Source organism: Bradyrhizobium sp. USDA 3256, assembly GCF_054058275.1.
Genome location: NZ_JBSSAE010000002.1, coordinates 2814064 through 2829993, shown reverse-complemented (window position 1 = coordinate 2829993; position 15930 = coordinate 2814064). Strand labels below are relative to the sequence as shown.

Below are 15930 nucleotides of genomic sequence, written 5' to 3'. Positions count from 1 at the left end.
ACAGACAGCGCAAAGTCCGCTTGTGGCGTGGCACGTGGAAAACGTGGCCGCGTCTTTTTTATGTCTAAACTGGGAGAGAGACGATGCCGAAGGGTACCGTCAAATGGTTCAACCCGACCAAAGGTTACGGGTTCATCAAGCCAGCCGTCGGCGACAAGGACGTGTTCGTCCACATCTCGGCGGTCGAGCGCGCGGGCCTCAGCACATTGAACGAGAACCAGTCCGTCGAGTACGAGCTGGTGGAGAACCGCGGCAAGGCGTCGGCAGAGAACCTCAAGGTTCACTGAACGCCGCTGCCAGCGGAATTCATCCTGATGCCTCCCCCGGCCGCATCACCCCGGGGGATGTCTCCTGCAACCGCGCGCTAGGGCGCCGGCGCGATCAGCGTATCGTCGGTTGCGCCGCTGCCCGCGGTCTTGCAGAGATCGCCTTCGAGCTTGAGCCGGCCGCTTGCCAGCAGCCGCAGCGCCTCCGGATAGATGCGATGCTCGATGCTGATCACGCGCGCGGCGAGCGTCTCGGCGGTGTCGTCGTCAGCGACCGTGACCGCGCCCTGCATCACGATCGGTCCGGCGTCGGTCTCCGGGATCACGAAATGCACCGTCGCTCCGGACAGCTTGACCCCTGCACGCAACGCCTGGCCGTGCGGATCGAGGCCCGGAAAACAGGGCAGCAGCGAGGGATGGATGTTGAGCATCCGCCCGTACCAGTGCCGCGCGAACTCGGCGGTGAACAGCCGCATGAAGCCGCCGAGGCAGATCAGCTCGACCTGCCTGTCATCGAGCGCGCGCTGCAGCACGGCCTCGAAGCCGGCGCGGTCCTTGCCGAACGGCTTGCTCTCGATGACGATGGTCGCAATGCCGCTCGCGGCCGCCTTTTCGAGCCCGGCAGCATCGGCGCGGTTGGATATCACGGCGACGATCTCGGCTGGGAAATCCGCAGCCTTCGCAGCCTCGATCAGCGCGGCCATGTTGGAGCCGCGGCCGGAGATCAGGATGGCGACGCGGCGCTTCATCGCGAGAGATCGAGATGACCGTTATAGACCACGCGATGCTCGCCCTTGGCCTCGATCACCTCGCCGAGCAGCGTCGCGGTCTCGCCGCCGGCGGTGAACGCCTCGGTCACGGCGTCGACCGCATCAGCCTTGACGATCGCGATCATGCCGATGCCGCAGTTGAAGGTGCGCAGCAGCTCGAGCTCGGCGATGCCGCCCTGCTCGGCCAGCCATTTGAACACCGGCAGCACCGGCAGCCGCGCCAGATCGATGCCGACGCCGAGATGCTTCGGCAGCACGCGCGGAATGTTGTCGGTGAAGCCGCCGCCGGTGATGTGGGCGAGGCCCTTCACCGCGCCGGTGTCGCGGATCGCGCGCAGGCAGGATTTCACATAGAGCCTGGTCGGCGTCAGCAGCGCCGCGCCAAGCGTCATGACCGGCGCGAACGGCGCCGGCGCGTCATAGGCAACGCCGGACTGCTCGACGATCTTGCGCACCAGCGAATAGCCGTTGGAGTGCACGCCGGAGGAACCCAGCCCGATCACGGCATCGCCCGCCGCGATATCCGCGGTCGGCAGCAGCGTGCCGCGCTCGGCCGCGCCGACCGCGAAGCCCCCGAGGTCGTAATCGCCATCCTTGTAGAGCCCGGGCATCTCGGCGGTTTCGCCGCCGATCAGCGCGCAGCCGGATTCCCGGCAGCCCTCGGCGATGCCGGCGACGATCTGCGCGGTGGCCTCCGGATGGAGCTTGCCGCAGGCGAAATAGTCGAGGAAGAACAGCGGTTCCGCGCCCTGCACGACGAGGTCGTTGACCGACATCGCGACCAGATCGATGCCGATGCCGCCATGAATGCCGGTCTCGATCGCGATCTTCAGCTTGGTGCCGACGCCATCGGTCGCGGCCACCAGGACCGGATCCTTGAAGCCGGCGGCCTTGAGGTCGAACAGCCCGCCGAAACCGCCGATCTCGGCGTCCGCGCCAGGCCGCGCGGTGGCCCGCACCATCGGCTTGATCAGATCGACCAATCGATTGCCGGCGTCGATATCGACACCCGAATCCGCGTAAGTGAGCCCGTTTTTGCGCTCGGTCATGCCCAATTCCAGATGATCAGGGGCTGGTTACGAGGAATTCCGCCGCCGCGCAATGGCTCGCGGCGCTGCTGCCGCGATACTATGTAGATAACACAAGGCCACTGCGCAAAAGGGCCGGATATCGAGTAAAATCAGGCTCCTAGCCGGGAAGCGACCCAAGTTGAGCATTCCGAACATCATCACCCTCGGCCGCATCATCCTGGTGCCGGTGATCGTCTGGGCCATCGTGTCCAGCCAGATGGAGATCGCGTTCGCGATCTTCGTGATCGCCGGCGTCTCGGACGCGGTCGACGGTTTCCTCGCCAAGCGCTTCAACATGACGAGCGAACTCGGCGCCCTGCTCGATCCGCTCGCCGACAAGGCGCTCCTGGTGTCGATCTATGTCGCGCTCGGAATCTGGGGCGCGGTGCCGCGCTGGATCGTGATTCTCGTGGTGTCGCGCGACATCATGATCGTCTCCGCCGTGATCGTGTCATGGCTGTTCGACAAGCCGGTCGAGATGAAGCCGCTGATGGTGTCGAAGCTCAACACGGTGGCGCAGGTCGCGTTCGCGGCACTGGTGCTGGCCTCGCTCGGCTTCGGCTTTCAGCCGCACCCTTACGACCTGATCCTGATGGGCTTGGTCACGATCTTTACTTTGGGTTCGGTGTCCCTCTATCTCGTGGAGTGGGTGCGGCACATGAGCACGATCGAAGCTCGGTAGGCGGGATCCGGAAAAGTGGAAGCCGGTTTTCCCGCGACAAACGCGACGCGTTTGCGCATGGCTATAATGAAGTGGTTTGGAGACTTGTGTGGCCAGTAGCGTTCAACCTCGTCAATTGGCCTTGGCCCTGCCGCACGAGGAGAAGCTGACCCGCGACGATTTCCTCGAGGGCCCTGCCAATGAGGCGGCGCTGGCGCTGATCGACGGCTGGCCGGACTGGCCGAACCGAATCATGCTGCTGGTCGGGCCTGACGGCTCCGGCAAAAGTCACCTCGCCGCGATCTGGGCCGAGAGCGCCGGCGCGCGCTCGACCGCGGCGCATGCGCTGACCGCCGACACGGTGCCGACCGCGCTTGCGACCGGTGCGCTGGTGGTCGAGGACCTGAGGCCGTCGGATTTCGACGAGCGCGCGATGTTTCATCTGATGAATCTGGCGCGCCAGGACGATGCCTACGTGCTGATCACGGCACGCGTTCCGCCGTCGGCGTTCGAGATCGAATTGCGCGACCTGCGGTCGCGGCTCCGCGCGGTGCCGACCGTGACGCTGCTGCCACCGGACGACCAGCTGTTCCGCGGCCTGATCGTCAAGTTCTGCGCCGACCGCCAGATGAGCGTGGACGAACCGCTGGTCAGCTATCTGAGCAACCGGATCGAGCGTTCCTACGTTGCCGTCCGGCAGGCGGTCGAGCTCCTGGATACCGAGGCACTCCGGCTCGGCCGTCCCGTCACGCGGGCGCTGGCGGCGGAGCTGTTGCGCGATGCCTGATCCATCCCCGCGGCTTGACGGCGCAGGCGAGCGGAACATCAATGTCATCGAAACGTCATCGCAATATCACATGGTCTCTGCGGCTCTCGGCTAGACCGCCCCGGCCCCTGCCCTGAATTGGACCAGCACTTGATGGACTCGGCACAAGCTACTGAAATCAAAGAAAAAGAGGCGGATTTTCCCGCCATTCCCGCAATCGCGTCCAGCCCCGAGCGCTTCATTAACCGGGAGCTCTCCTGGCTGCACTTCAACCGGCGGGTGCTCGAGGAATCGGTCAATCTCGGCCATCCCGTGCTGGAGCGGGTCCGCTTCCTGTCGATTTCGGCGAATAACCTCGACGAGTTCTTCATGGTCCGTGTCGCCGGCATCAAGGCGCAGGTCCGCGAGGGCATTACCGAGCGCAGCCCGGACGGCCTGCTGCCGGCCGATCAGCTCGTGATGATCAACAAGACCGTCTCGCAGCTCGCCTCCGATCAGCAGGCGATCTGGAGTGACCTGCGGGATATCCTCTCCAAGGTCGGCATCCAGCTGGTCGACGGCCGCGACGTCACCAAGCCCGAACGCAGCTGGATCGAGGATCATTTCCTTCACAACATCTTCCCGCTGCTGACCCCGCTGGCGATCGACCCGGCGCATCCGTTCCCGTTCATCCCGAATCTCGGCTTCACGGTGGCGCTGCAATTGTCGCGCATCTCCGACGGCAAGGCGATGAACGCGCTGATCCGCATGCCCGGCAAGATCGACCGCTTCATCCGCATCCCCTCCACCAAGGAAGGCGCTCCGGCGCGGCTGATCACGCTCGAGCAGGCTACCGGTCTCTTCATCGGCCGCCTGTTCCCCGGCTACACCGTCAAGGGCCAGGGCGCATTCCGCATCATCAGGGACTCCGAACTCGAAATCGAGGAAGAGGCCGAAGACCTCGTTCGCCTGTTCGAGACCGCGCTCAAGCGCCGCCGCCGCGGGTCGGTGATCCGGCTCGAGATCGAGGCCACGATGCCCGAAGAGCTGCGCATCTTCGTGCAGCACGCCTTGTCGGCCGCAGACGACGAAGTGATCCTGGTCGACGGCGTGCTGGCGATGAACGAGCTGTCGCAGCTCACCCGCCTCAATCGCCCCGACCTCGAATTCCCGCCCTACGTGCCGCGCCATCCCGAGCGGGTACGCGATCATGGCGGCGATATCTTCGCCGCCATCCGCCAGAAGGACCTCGTGGTCCATCACCCCTATGAATCCTTCGACGTCGTGGTGCAGTTCCTGCAGCAGGCGGCACGCGATCCCGACGTGGTCGCGATCAAGCAGACGCTGTATCGCACCTCGAACAACTCGCCGATCGTACGCGCGCTGGCGGAAGCCGCCGAGGCCGGCAAGTCGGTGACCGCGCTGATCGAGCTGAAGGCGCGCTTCGACGAGGAAGCCAACATCCGCTGGGCCCGCGACCTCGAACGCGCCGGCGTGCAGGTGGTCTACGGCTTCATCGAATTGAAGACGCATGCCAAGCTGTCGATGGTGGTGCGCCGCGAGGGCGGCAATCTCACGACCTATGTGCACACCGGCACCGGCAACTATCACCCGGTCACCGCGCGCATCTACACCGACCTCTCCTACTTCACCTCGGATCCGATCATCGGTCGCGACGTCGCGCGGGTCTTCAACTACATCACGGGCTATGCCGAGCCGAGCGACATCGAGAAGATGGCGGTGTCGCCGCTGACGCTACGCAAGCGGATCATCGAGCACATCCACGGCGAGATCGCCCACGTCAAGCACGGCCGCCCCGGCGCGGTCTGGATGAAGATGAACGCGCTGGTCGATCCTGATATCATCGACGCGCTGTACGAGGCCTCGCAGGCCGGCGTCTCGGTCGAGCTCGTGGTGCGCGGCATCTGCTGCCTGCGGCCGGGGCTGCCGGGACTGTCGGAGAACATCCGCGTCAAATCGGTGATCGGCCGGTTCCTGGAACACGGCCGAATCTATTGCTTCGGCATGGGCCAGGGCCTGCCGAGCACAAAAGCTGCTGTGTATATCTCGTCCGCCGACATGATGCCGCGGAACCTCGACCGCCGCGTCGAGGTTCTCTGTCCGCTGCAAAATCCCACGGTGCATCAGCAGGTTCTCGAACAGATCATGGTCGCGAACCTGAAGGACACCGAGCAAAGCTGGCAATTGTTGCCGGACGGGTCGTCAACGCGTATGAAGGCCGCGAAAGGCGAAGAGCCCTTCAATCTGCATGACTACTTCATGACAAATCCGAGTCTGTCCGGCCGTGGTAAGTCTCTCAAGGAATCTTCACCGCGCCGTCTCACGCGTCGCAACGAGCGTCAGCAGCCATCGTCTTAAGGGGGGCTTACGGTGAAGCGGCCGCGGAAGCGCGCTTCCAGCGTCGCTGTCATCGATATCGGCTCGAACTCGGTTCGTCTCGTGGTTTACGAGGCGATGGCGCGCAGCCTCATCACCATCTTCAACGAGAAGGCGCTGTGCGGGCTCGGGCGCGAGGTGCAGAGCACCGGCCTGCTCGCAACCGATGCCGTCAACAAGGCGCTCACCGCGCTGCGCCGTTTTCGCGCGCTGTGCAGGATCCAGCAGGTCGGCCGCGTCTACGCGATCGCGACCGCGGCCTGCCGCGACGCCAAGAACGGTCCGGACTTCATCGCCAAGGCCGAGCGCATCTGCGGCGCCGAGATCGAGATCCTCACCGGACCGCGCGAGGCGAAGCTGTCCGCGCTCGGCGTCGTCTCGGGGGTGCACAATCCGAACGGCATCGTCGGTGATCTCGGCGGCGGCTCGCTTGAACTGATCGATGTCAAGGGCAGCCGCGTGCGCAGCGGCGTGACGTTGCCGCTCGGCAGCCTCGCGCTGCAGGACCTCTCCAACAAATCGCTCAAGCGCGCCGAACGCATCGTCAAGAATGAGCTGCTCGGCGTCGCCCAACTCAAGACCGGGCGTGGCCGTACCTTCTATGCCGTCGGCGGCACCTGGCGTGCGCTGGCGCGCATTCACATCATACAGAGCGGCTACCCGCTCAAGGTGATGCACGGCTATTCGATCCCGGCGGCCGATGCACTCGACTTCGCGCAGCGGCTGCGACGGCTGGCGGCCACCAACATGCTGGCCAATATCGAGTCGGTCGCCGATGCGCGGCGGCCGCTATTGGCCTATGCTGCGCTCGTGCTCGAATACATCATCCGCGTGGCCCAGCCGAAGACCATCGTGTTCTCGACCTTCGGCGTACGCGAGGGCCTGCTCTACGAGATGCTGCCGCAGGCCGAACGCGCCAAGGACGGACTGCTCCGCGCCGCGCAGAACCTCAACGAATTGCTGTCGCGCTCGGCCCGTCACGCCCAGGAGCTGACGGCGTGGACCGACCGGCTGGTGCGCGTCGTCAGGCTGCGCGAGACCGAGGAAGACCGCAGGCTGCGGCACGTCGCATGCCTGCTCTCCGACATCGGCTGGCGGGTGCATCCCGATCATCGCGGCGAGGAAACCCTCAGCCTGATCATGAACGGCAATTTCGGCTCGATCACGCATCAGGGCCGCGCCTTCGTCGCGCTCTCGGTGTTCTATCGCTACGCCGGGCTCAGCGAGGAAAACGAACCGCCGCCGCAGATCCGCGCGCTGGTGACGCCGGCGATGGACGAGCGCGCCCGCGTGCTCGGCGCCGCATTCCGCGTCGCGCATCTGATCACGGCGGCACGCACCGGCGTGCTGCCGGCAACCCATTTCCGCACCCAGGGCCGCAAGCTGATGCTGGTGTTCGAGCACCGGATGGTGGATCTGGTCGCCGACCGCGTCGGCAGCCGCTTCAAGCAATTGGCGCGGCTGGTTGGGCGCGCCGGCTCGATCGTGCGGCGCTAAAGCATGATCCGGAAAAGAAGCGGTTTTCCGGAAAGATCATGCTCAAACAACGAGCTCGACCCAATCGCATCGCCATTTAGGGCTCACGCCGCCTTGGCGGCGTGCTTGGCCTTGCGGAGTGCGTGGCGGCGCCAGATCGACCCTACGACCAGCACCACGATGATGCCGAGCACCGCGAGTGCGATCTCGCCGCCATTGCCGCCATGGGCGAATTGCGGCGACATCCCGATCGACGTCAGCCAGGAATCGAGCCTGGTACCGAGCGGTCCGGCGAACAGCGCGTCCAGCTTCGGATGCACGGCGGGATCGGTCGCGATGACGTCGCCCGCGATCCAGCCGAGCAGCGCGGCACCGGCCCAGACCAGGACCGGCAGCTTGGTGAGCAACGCCATGATCAGCGCCGCGCCGGCAACGATCAGGGGAACGCTGATCGCAAGTCCGAGCACCAGCAGCGGCACGCTGCCGTTGGCGGCGGCGGCCACCGCGATCACATTGTCGAGGCTCATCACGATGTCGGCGACGACGACGATCTGAACCGCGGCCCACAAATGCGCGGCCGCGTGCACGCTGTCCTCGTCCTCCTGCTCCGGCACCAGCAGCTTGGCGGCAATCACGATCAGCGCCAGTCCGCCGACCAGCTTCAAATAGGGAAGCTCCATCAGGCTGGCGACGATGCCGGTGAAGATGACGCGCAGCAGCACTGCCGCGGCGGCGCCGAGAATCATGCCCCACAGGCGCTGGCGCGGCGCGAGCCCGCGGCAGGCGAGCGCGATCACGAGCGCGTTGTCGCCCGACAGCAGGACGTTGATCCAGATGATCTTGCCGACGGCGACCCAGAACGTCGGCGTCGCCATCTCGTTCTTGAATTCGGTGAAGAACGCGCCGATGTACGCCGGATCAAAGATCTGCCACAGCCAGTCCACAGCGAGTCCTATTCGGCCTTGCGGCCGCCCCTGGCGGCGGTCGTCCGCCGCTCCCCGGTTCTACTTCGACGCGGTCTCCTCGGGAGACCGCGCCACTTTCAGCAATACGGCGTCAGCCGACGATCTCGTTGCCGGCGAAGAACTGCGCGATCTCGATCACCGCGGTCTCCGGCGCATCCGAACCGTGCACCGAATTCTCGCCGATCGACTTCGCATAGAGCTTGCGGATGGTGCCTTCGGCGGCCTTCGACGGGTCGGTCGCGCCCATCACGTCGCGATATTTCAGGATGGCGCCCTCGCCTTCCAGCACCTGGACCACGACCGGGCCCGAGGTCATGAAGTCGACCAGCTCGCCGAAGAACGGACGCGCCTTGTGGACGGCGTAGAAGGTCTCGGCCTGGCCACGGGTCATGCGGATGCGCTTCTGCGCCACGACCCGCAGGCCCGCCTTCTCGATCACCGCATTGACCGCGCCGGTCAGGTTGCGCTCGGTGGCGTCGGGCTTGATGATCGAAAAGGTGCGTTCAATCGCCATGATTTCGTCCTTGTAAACGTGGCTGGGAGTTGCCGGGGCTTATATCGGCGCGATGGGGTAACGGCAAGCGACCCTGTGACGCGTTAGCCTTTAGTTTTGACGCATTTTCACGACGAAAGCCGTCGTTTGGGCGCCCTCCGGACAGCGGCCGGCTCGGCCAACTTACCGCGATTTCACCTACGTGAACCCATTCTGTCAGCGCCGTGCCGCTGCCGTTCAGCTCAAGCCACATAGGCTCTGCAGCGATCGGACGCCTTGCTGGCCCCCCATCCGCAAGCCTCACAGGACGTCTCGGGAAATGTCACCGCGGGCGCGTCGCGCGCGCCCATACCTCGAGGAGACGATCATGTTACGCAAACTCTCGCTTGCCGCCGTCGCCGCGGTTTCGCTCGGTGCCGCCGCGCTCGCCCCGACCTCCGCTTCTGCGTGGGGTGGTTGGCATGGCGGCTGGCACGGTGGATGGCACCACGGCTGGTGGGGCGGTCCGCGCGTCATCGTCGGCGGCCCGGCCTATTACGGCGGTTATGGCTACGGCGGCGGCTGCTACGTACGCCGCGTGGTGCCGACCCCGTGGGGCCCCCGCTGGCGCCTGGTCAACCGCTGCTACTGATCCATCGAATCTACGACTGCTCCCCTGACTTGCTTCTCGCCCCGGCCCTCGCGCCGGGGCTTTTTTTCGGGTCCGCCGGGGAACCCGCGCATATGATGGGGCTCACTACCTCAAGGCGAGAGTGAGGCGCGGAAACCAAATTCGGGGTCGCGACTTGTCATGGCGAGGAGCTACTCGAACATGCGAGGTGGAACTCGCCAAGAGACATGCCATGACGATGACAATGAGCAAGATCGACAAGGACGCCGATCAGATTGATCACAAGACCTGCCGTTACATCTGCGATGCCGTAGGCGAACGGCTTCAGCAAAGCATGCGGCCAGAGCCCGCACTTTCGTCTCGCCTCCAGCAACTCCTCGACGAGATGCAACGACGGGAAGGCGATCGCCATTAGATGTTGAGGGCTGAACAGCAGCCCAATTGCGTTTTTGCAACAGCCCCGGGAGAGATTTTACGAACAGACGGGGTTGCGTTTGGCGGCGGGTCCGGTGACAACGCTGCATGCTCTCCATCACTGACATCTCGGTCCGGATCGCCGGACGGCTGTTGATCGATCACAGTTCGGTGCAAATTGTACCCGGAGCCCGCGTCGGATTTGTCGGCCGCAACGGCGTCGGCAAATCGACGCTGTTTCACGCCATCCGGGGCGACATCCCGACCGAGAGCGGCAGCATCGCGCTTCCGCCGCGCTGGCGTATCGGCAGCCTCGCGCAGGAAGCGTCCGATGGGCCCGAAAGCCTGATCAACGTCGTGCTGAAGGCCGATCTCGAGCGCGACGCGCTGCTGCGCGAGGCCGAGACGGCGCACGATCCGCACCGGATTGCCGAAATCCAGACCCGGCTGGTCGACATCGACGCCCATTCCGCGCCCGCCCGCGCCGCGGCGATCCTCTCCGGCCTCGGCTTCTCGACATCAGACCAGGCGCGGCCGTGTGCGGAATTTTCCGGCGGCTGGCGCATGCGCGTGGCGCTGGCGGCGACGCTGTTCTCCGCGCCCGACCTCCTGCTGCTGGACGAGCCGACCAACTATCTCGATCTCGAAGGCACGTTGTGGCTCGAGAACCACCTCGCCAACTATCCGCGCACGGTGATCGTGATCAGCCACGATCGCGACCTGCTGGACACCTCGGTCGATCAGATCCTGCACCTCGATCGCGGCAGACTGACGCTCTACAAGGGCACCTATTCCTCGTTCGAGGAACAGCGCGCCGCGCGCGAATTGCTCGACGCCAAGCACGCCAAGCGGCAGGCCGATGAGCGCAAGCGCCTGCAGGATTTCGTCGACCGCTTCAAAGCCAAGGCCTCGAAGGCGCGGCAGGCGCAGTCGCGCGTGAAGATGCTGGAGCGGATGAAGCCGATCACCGCGCTGGTGACCCAGGATGTTCATGAGATCTCGTTCCCAGCGCCGGAGAAGCTGCTGTCGCCGCCGATCATCGCGGTCGACGACGTCTCGGTCGGCTACGAACCCGGCAAGCCGGTGCTCAATCGCGTGACGCTGCGCGTCGACACCGACGACCGCATCGCGCTGTTAGGAGCCAACGGCAACGGCAAGTCGACGCTGGTCAAGCTGCTGGCGGGCAAGCTCGCGCCGTTTGCCGGCAGGATCACGAGGGCCGACAAGCTGTCGGTCGGCTATTTCGCCCAGCACCAGGTTGACGAGCTCAATCTCGACGGCTCGCCCTATGATCACATCCGCAAGCTGATGCCGGAGGCGCCGGAGAGCAAGGTGCGCGGCCGCGTCGGTGCGATCGGCTTCTCCGGCAAGGCCGGCGACACGCTGGTGAGGAGCCTGTCGGGCGGCGAGAAGGCGCGGCTGCTGCTCGGGCTTGCGACGTTCTACGGCCCCAACATGATCATCCTGGACGAGCCGACCAACCATCTCGATATCGACAGCCGTGCGGCGCTGGCGGAGGCGATCAACGAATTTCCCGGCGCCGTCATGATGGTCTCGCACGATCGTTATCTGATCGAGGCCTGCGCCGACCGCCTGTGGGTCGTGGCGAACCAGACCGTGACGGCCTATGACGGCGATCTCGACGAGTATCGACGCATGATCCTGTCGGCCAATGACGGCCGGCCGGCTTCGCGCGAGCGCGTCAAGGAGCCCGCCAAGCTGGAGCGCGCCCGCAATGAAAAGCGTGCTTCACCCAGGCAGCGGGTCGCGCAAGCCGAGGCCGAGATCGAACGCATCAACGGCATCATCGCCAAGATCGATACCGCGCTCGCATTGCCTGATATTTTTACCCGCGACCCCAAGCAGGCCGCGCAACTGACCAAGGCGCGCGCCGGCGCCGAGAGCGCGTTACAGCGCGCCGAGGAAGACTGGCTGGAAGCCAGCGCCGAACTCGACGAAACGGCGAATTAGATTTGACCCACCGGGCGGAGCGGTGTCGTCCCTGCTTTCGCAGGGACGACGTGTGGAGGGAGCCTGGGCTCTCATTCTTTCCGGTGTCATGCCCGCATGCAGGCATCGATCTGCCGCTATGGCGAAAACGCTCTAGGTGTTTAGTCCCGGCATTTTCTGGAGCGGGTTGAGTTTGAATCGTTCTGGCTGGGAAGTCCAGGATTTGCAGATGTATTCGTAAGGAGTGAGACCCTTCAGGGTCTTGAGCCGCCGAGCGTAGTTGTAGGCGTTGATGAAGTCGGCAAGGTGAGCTTCGAGCTGATCGTGTCGATCGTAGTGATAGCGTTGGACGGTCGCTTCCTTGATCGTGCGGTTCATGCGTTCGACCTGGCCATTGGTCCAGGGATGCTTGATCTTAGTCAGCCGATGTTCGATGCCATTCTCTTGGCAGCGCATATCGAACATATGTGTCACATATCTTGCCGTCGGGCCGTCTGCGTAGCGCGGCGGGAAGGTGAACTGGATCCCATTGTCGGTGAGAACCGTGTGGATCTTGTAGGGGACAGCCGCGATTAGAGCTTTGAGGAAGGCCGCGGCGGAGGTCCTTCCCGTCTTGCTGACCAATTGCACGAAGGCGAACTTACTGGTGCGATCGATCGCGACGTAGAGGTAGAGCTTGCCTTCAGCGGTCTGGAGCTCAGCAATGTCAATGTGGAAATAACCGATCGGGTAAGCCTTGAACTTTTTCTTCGGAGGCTTGCTGCCTTCGACCTCCGGCAATCGGCTGATGCCGTGGCGCTGGAGGCAGCGATGCAGGGATGATCGCGTCAGATGCGGGATGGTCGGCTGCAGCGCATAGAGGCAATCGTCGAGCGGCAATAGCGTATGCCGCCGGAAAGCGACGATGATCGCCTCCTCCTCGATGGAAAGGGTAGTCGACTTGGCTTCCTTTGGGCCAGTCGGAAGATCAGCGACGGTGTCGCGCTGCTTCCACTTCGCGACAGTCTTCTGGTTGATCCCGTAGCGCTTGGCGAGTGTTCTCAGGCTCTCTTGACTATTCTGTATTGCTCGACGGACTGCCTCCGTCGTCCTGGCGCAGCCGTGTAAAACTTGTCCCATAGCGCTTCCTTCGAATCGTGCGATAAGGATGCACCATCAAAGCTCGGGACAAAACACCTAGCCGTGCGAGGTCTTTTTCTTCTTCGGCTTCGCCTGCTTCGGCTCCGGCACAGCGTCCGGGCCGCGCTCGACGGACGACAGGCGCCCCGAGGTAAACGTGTAGATGCCGGCGCGCGGGCCGCGCGACCAGGTCACGACCGCAACGCGCCCGCCGCCCGGAGCACTGGACAGGTTGACGCTGTCGGGAGCGCCGATACCGCGCACGACATCGCATTCAGTGTGGCCGAGTGCAACGCTGCCGCCCGTTGGCTGCGGCGGCGGTGCACCGCCGGCCTGCGCGTTGGCATCGGTGGCGCCCGGCGGCGGTGCCATGCCTGGACAACTGCCGTCGGCACTGACGAGATCGTCGTTCGTTACCGGCTTGTCCGGCGTCAGTGGCGGCGATTCGATCGAGATGTTGCGGATGAACACCCGCCCGGGACGCGAGAACCATTCCGCATCGCGCGAAAACAAATCGGATCCGGCGCCCGAACAGCCGGCAAGTCCCGGTGCAAGCACCAGCAAGGCCAGCAGCGACTTCCGACTGAATGTTCCGTCCCGCACGATCGACAAAGCTCCTACCCCTTACCTAAGGGCTTGTCCGAACATCACTTTGCGGCATGACCGTGGCCCGCCCCAAGAAACGTCGAATTATCATTAATTAGTAGCTATCGCTATTGGCGCCGCTGCCAGCGTCCCCGCTCGTCGGTCTGCCAATAGGTGACCTCGAAGCCGCGCGCCTTGCAAGCAGTCCAGCTTTCCCTGGCCGAGGCAACCGCGTCGGGGTCGTCACCGTTGAACACGAGGACCACCCGCTCGTAGCTGTCGCAGTCGGCCGGCAGCGCCGCATTGTCGACCAGGAAGCGGACGTTGGCCCGATTCGGATTGCCTTCCTCGATCGACAGGATGATCGGCTGGTCCTGCGCGTCGGCAACCCGCGAGGTCGCGTGCGGCAGGAATGAATCGTCGCTGTAGGTCCACAGATGCGCGTCGAGCGTCTCGGCACGCTCCTGCGACGTCGATTGCACGACCACGCGCCAGCCGCGCTCGAGCGACTTCTCGAGCAGCGGCGGCAGCACGCTTTCCAGCGTCATGTTCTGCAGGTGGTAGAACAGAACCTCGGTCATGCGCCAGCCGACACTCTATTTCCCGGCTTCATAATAGTCGGAGACCAGCCGCTCGAGCAGCCGGACGCCATAACCCGAACCCCAGCTCTGATTGATCTCGGTCTTCGGCGCGCCCATCGCGGTGCCGGCGATGTCGAGATGCGCCCACGGCGTGCCGTCGACGAAACGCTGCAGGAACTGCGCTGCCGTGATCGAGCCGCCGTTGCGCCCGCCGGTGTTCTTCATGTCGGCGAATTGCGAATCGATCTGCTTGTCGTATTCGGGACCGAGCGGCATGCGCCACACCTTCTCACCGGTCTCGAGGCCGACCTTGGCCAGGCGCTCGGCGAGCTCGTCGTTGTTGGAGAACATGCCGGCGTGATCGGTGCCGAGCGCGACCATGATCGCGCCGGTCAGCGTGGCCAGATCGACCATGAATTTCGGCTTGAACTTCTTGGCGACGTACCAGAGCACGTCGGCGAGCACGAGGCGTCCCTCGGCGTCGGTGTTGATGATTTCGATGGTCTGGCCGGACATCGAGGTGACGATGTCGCCCGGACGCTGCGCATTGCCGTCGGGCATGTTCTCGACAAGGCCGATGGCACCGACCGCATTGACGCGGGCCCTGCGCGCCGCCAGCGCGTGCATGAGCCCGACCACGCAGGCCGCACCGCCCATGTCACCCTTCATATCCTCCATGCCACCGGCCGACTTGATGGAGATACCGCCGGTGTCGAAGCAGACGCCCTTGCCGACGAACGCGACCGGCGCCTCGCTCTTCTTGCCGCCGTTCCAGCGCATGATCACGGTGCGGCCGGGTCGCGCCGATCCCTGCGCGACGCCGAGCAGCGCGCCCATGCCGAGCTTGGTCATCGCCTTGACGTCGAGCACCTCGACGCTGACGCCGAGTTTGCGAAGCTGGCTGGCGCGGCGTGCGAATTCCTCGGGATACAGCACGTTCGGCGGCTCGTTGACGAGCTCACGCGCCAGATTCACACCGTCGACGACAGACGCTTCAGGCGCATAGGCCTTCTTGGCGGCGGCAACATCGTCGACGGCGATCGAGACGTCGGCCCGCACGGCACCGTCCTCGCCGTCCTTCTTCTTGGTCTTGTAGCGGTCGAACTTGTAGGCGCGCAGACGGATGCCGGTGGCGATCGCGGCAGCCTGGCCGGCGGCCATCGCGGCTTCGGGCAGTTCCGCGAGCACGGTCATCGAACCGCTGCCGGCATTGAGCTTGCCGGCCGCCACGCCGCCAAACTTGAGAAAATCCTTCTCCTTGAGGTCGGCCGCCTTGCCGGTGCCGATCACGATCAGCCGCTCGACCTTGATTCCCTCCGGCGCCAGGATGTCGAGGACCGCCCCGCTCTTGCCCTTGAACTGGTTGGCGGCCGCAGCCCGCTTGACCGTCTCGGCGGCGGCTCCCAGCGCCTTCCGGGCGGCGGCTCCCAGCTTCAATTGGTCGTCGCAAAAGACCACCAGAATACCGCGAACGGACGCGGAGAACGGGACAAAGCCGACCTTGACGGCGTCGGACATAGGAAAATCCTCCAGAACTCAGGGTGTTGCTCGGACCTGAGGCGGTCCTTCCGGCACGCGGGGTGAGCATTGCGATGGCGGTCCGGAACCGGCCCGGACCGGGCTTGTCATACACTATGACCCGCCGGCTGCGCCGCTGCCAAGCGCCGGAGTGGCCGGAAGGCCACAAAAGCGATTAATTAACCATAAATTAAGCGCGCCTTGGCCCGGCCATTTTGTTGACGGATCAAAGGGATGGTAGTGAGAGAGTGACTAGAGAGTGAGCCGGACGGATCCGCGGCTCGACCATAGGGGAACCCGGGTTGACGGG

The 15930-nt window shown here is 64.6% G+C and carries 16 protein-coding genes; 8 read left to right on the top strand and 8 right to left on the bottom strand.

Annotated elements, in window-relative coordinates; genetic code table 11:
- The first annotated feature begins 83 nt into the window (after positions 1 to 83).
- Positions 84 to 287 (top strand): cold-shock protein, encoded by a 204-nt coding sequence (locus ACVWY5_RS14845; protein WP_016847412.1) that lies wholly within the window; start codon positions 84 to 86, stop codon positions 285 to 287.
- A 77-nt stretch (positions 288 to 364) separates the two neighbouring features.
- Here ACVWY5_RS14845 and purN read toward each other — a convergent pair whose 3' ends face one another.
- Positions 365 to 1015, bottom strand: coding sequence for a phosphoribosylglycinamide formyltransferase (gene purN / locus ACVWY5_RS14840; RefSeq protein WP_028332356.1), 651 nt, complete (start codon positions 1013 to 1015; stop codon positions 365 to 367).
- On the bottom strand, positions 1012 to 2085 hold the full coding sequence (gene purM / locus ACVWY5_RS14835; RefSeq protein ID WP_028332357.1) for a phosphoribosylformylglycinamidine cyclo-ligase: 1074 nt from the start codon (positions 2083 to 2085) through the stop codon (positions 1012 to 1014). Before purM ends, purN begins: the two co-directional genes overlap by 4 nt.
- A gap of 160 nt (positions 2086 to 2245) precedes the next feature.
- Between purM and ACVWY5_RS14830 the strand changes: the two genes are divergently transcribed.
- The 4 genes from ACVWY5_RS14830 (at position 2246) to ppx (ending at position 7406) form a co-directional block, all read left to right on the top strand.
- On the top strand, positions 2246 to 2788 hold the full coding sequence (locus ACVWY5_RS14830) for a CDP-alcohol phosphatidyltransferase family protein (protein WP_028332358.1): 543 nt from the start codon (positions 2246 to 2248) through the stop codon (positions 2786 to 2788).
- Between the two features lie 88 nt (positions 2789 to 2876).
- Positions 2877 to 3554, top strand: a complete 678-nt coding sequence (locus tag ACVWY5_RS14825; protein WP_028332359.1) for a P-loop NTPase family protein — start codon at positions 2877 to 2879, stop codon at positions 3552 to 3554.
- 132 nt (positions 3555 to 3686) lie between these two features.
- Entirely contained in the window at positions 3687 to 5891 is a 2205-nt protein-coding gene (locus tag ACVWY5_RS14820) for an RNA degradosome polyphosphate kinase (RefSeq protein ID WP_028332360.1), read from the top strand.
- 12 nt (positions 5892 to 5903) lie between these two features.
- Positions 5904 to 7406 (top strand): exopolyphosphatase, encoded by a 1503-nt coding sequence (gene ppx / locus ACVWY5_RS14815; RefSeq protein ID WP_028332361.1) that lies wholly within the window; start codon positions 5904 to 5906, stop codon positions 7404 to 7406.
- Positions 7407 to 7489: 83 nt separating this feature from the next.
- Here the strand turns inward: ppx and ACVWY5_RS14810 are convergent, their stop codons facing one another.
- Positions 7490 to 8329, bottom strand: a complete 840-nt coding sequence (locus ACVWY5_RS14810; RefSeq protein WP_028332362.1) for a TerC family protein — start codon at positions 8327 to 8329, stop codon at positions 7490 to 7492.
- A gap of 112 nt (positions 8330 to 8441) precedes the next feature.
- On the bottom strand, positions 8442 to 8864 hold the full coding sequence (gene ndk, locus ACVWY5_RS14805) for a nucleoside-diphosphate kinase (protein ID WP_016847423.1): 423 nt from the start codon (positions 8862 to 8864) through the stop codon (positions 8442 to 8444).
- Positions 8865 to 9210: 346 nt separating this feature from the next.
- On the opposite strand from ndk, the gene ACVWY5_RS14800 reads away from it, so the two are divergent.
- From ACVWY5_RS14800 to ACVWY5_RS14790, 3 genes are all read left to right on the top strand, one after another.
- Positions 9211 to 9474 (top strand): hypothetical protein, encoded by a 264-nt coding sequence (locus tag ACVWY5_RS14800; RefSeq protein ID WP_018271306.1) that lies wholly within the window; start codon positions 9211 to 9213, stop codon positions 9472 to 9474.
- Positions 9475 to 9697: 223 nt separating this feature from the next.
- The gene (locus ACVWY5_RS14795; protein ID WP_167350433.1) at positions 9698 to 9868 is read left to right on the top strand and encodes a hypothetical protein; all 171 of its coding nucleotides are present in this window, start codon (positions 9698 to 9700) and stop codon (positions 9866 to 9868) included.
- Between the two features lie 107 nt (positions 9869 to 9975).
- Complete coding sequence (locus tag ACVWY5_RS14790; RefSeq protein ID WP_028332363.1) at positions 9976 to 11838, top strand: ABC-F family ATP-binding cassette domain-containing protein; 1863 nt, start codon at positions 9976 to 9978, stop codon at positions 11836 to 11838.
- Between the two features lie 132 nt (positions 11839 to 11970).
- On the opposite strand, the gene ACVWY5_RS14785 is transcribed toward ACVWY5_RS14790, so the two are convergent.
- The 4 genes from ACVWY5_RS14785 to ACVWY5_RS14770 form a co-directional block, all read right to left on the bottom strand.
- Positions 11971 to 12936, bottom strand: a complete 966-nt coding sequence (locus ACVWY5_RS14785) for an IS481 family transposase (RefSeq protein WP_431014454.1) — start codon at positions 12934 to 12936, stop codon at positions 11971 to 11973.
- A 57-nt stretch (positions 12937 to 12993) separates the two neighbouring features.
- Positions 12994 to 13548 carry a hypothetical protein gene (locus ACVWY5_RS14780; protein ID WP_051376203.1) on the bottom strand — a complete coding sequence of 185 codons (555 nt, stop codon included), beginning with the start codon at positions 13546 to 13548 and terminating at the stop codon, positions 12994 to 12996.
- A 101-nt stretch (positions 13549 to 13649) separates the two neighbouring features.
- Entirely contained in the window at positions 13650 to 14102 is a 453-nt protein-coding gene (locus ACVWY5_RS14775) for a DNA polymerase III subunit chi (protein WP_028335176.1), read from the bottom strand.
- A gap of 15 nt (positions 14103 to 14117) precedes the next feature.
- Positions 14118 to 15620, bottom strand: coding sequence for a leucyl aminopeptidase (locus ACVWY5_RS14770; RefSeq protein ID WP_028335175.1), 1503 nt, complete (start codon positions 15618 to 15620; stop codon positions 14118 to 14120).
- Between the last annotated feature and the right edge of the window lie 310 nt (positions 15621 to 15930).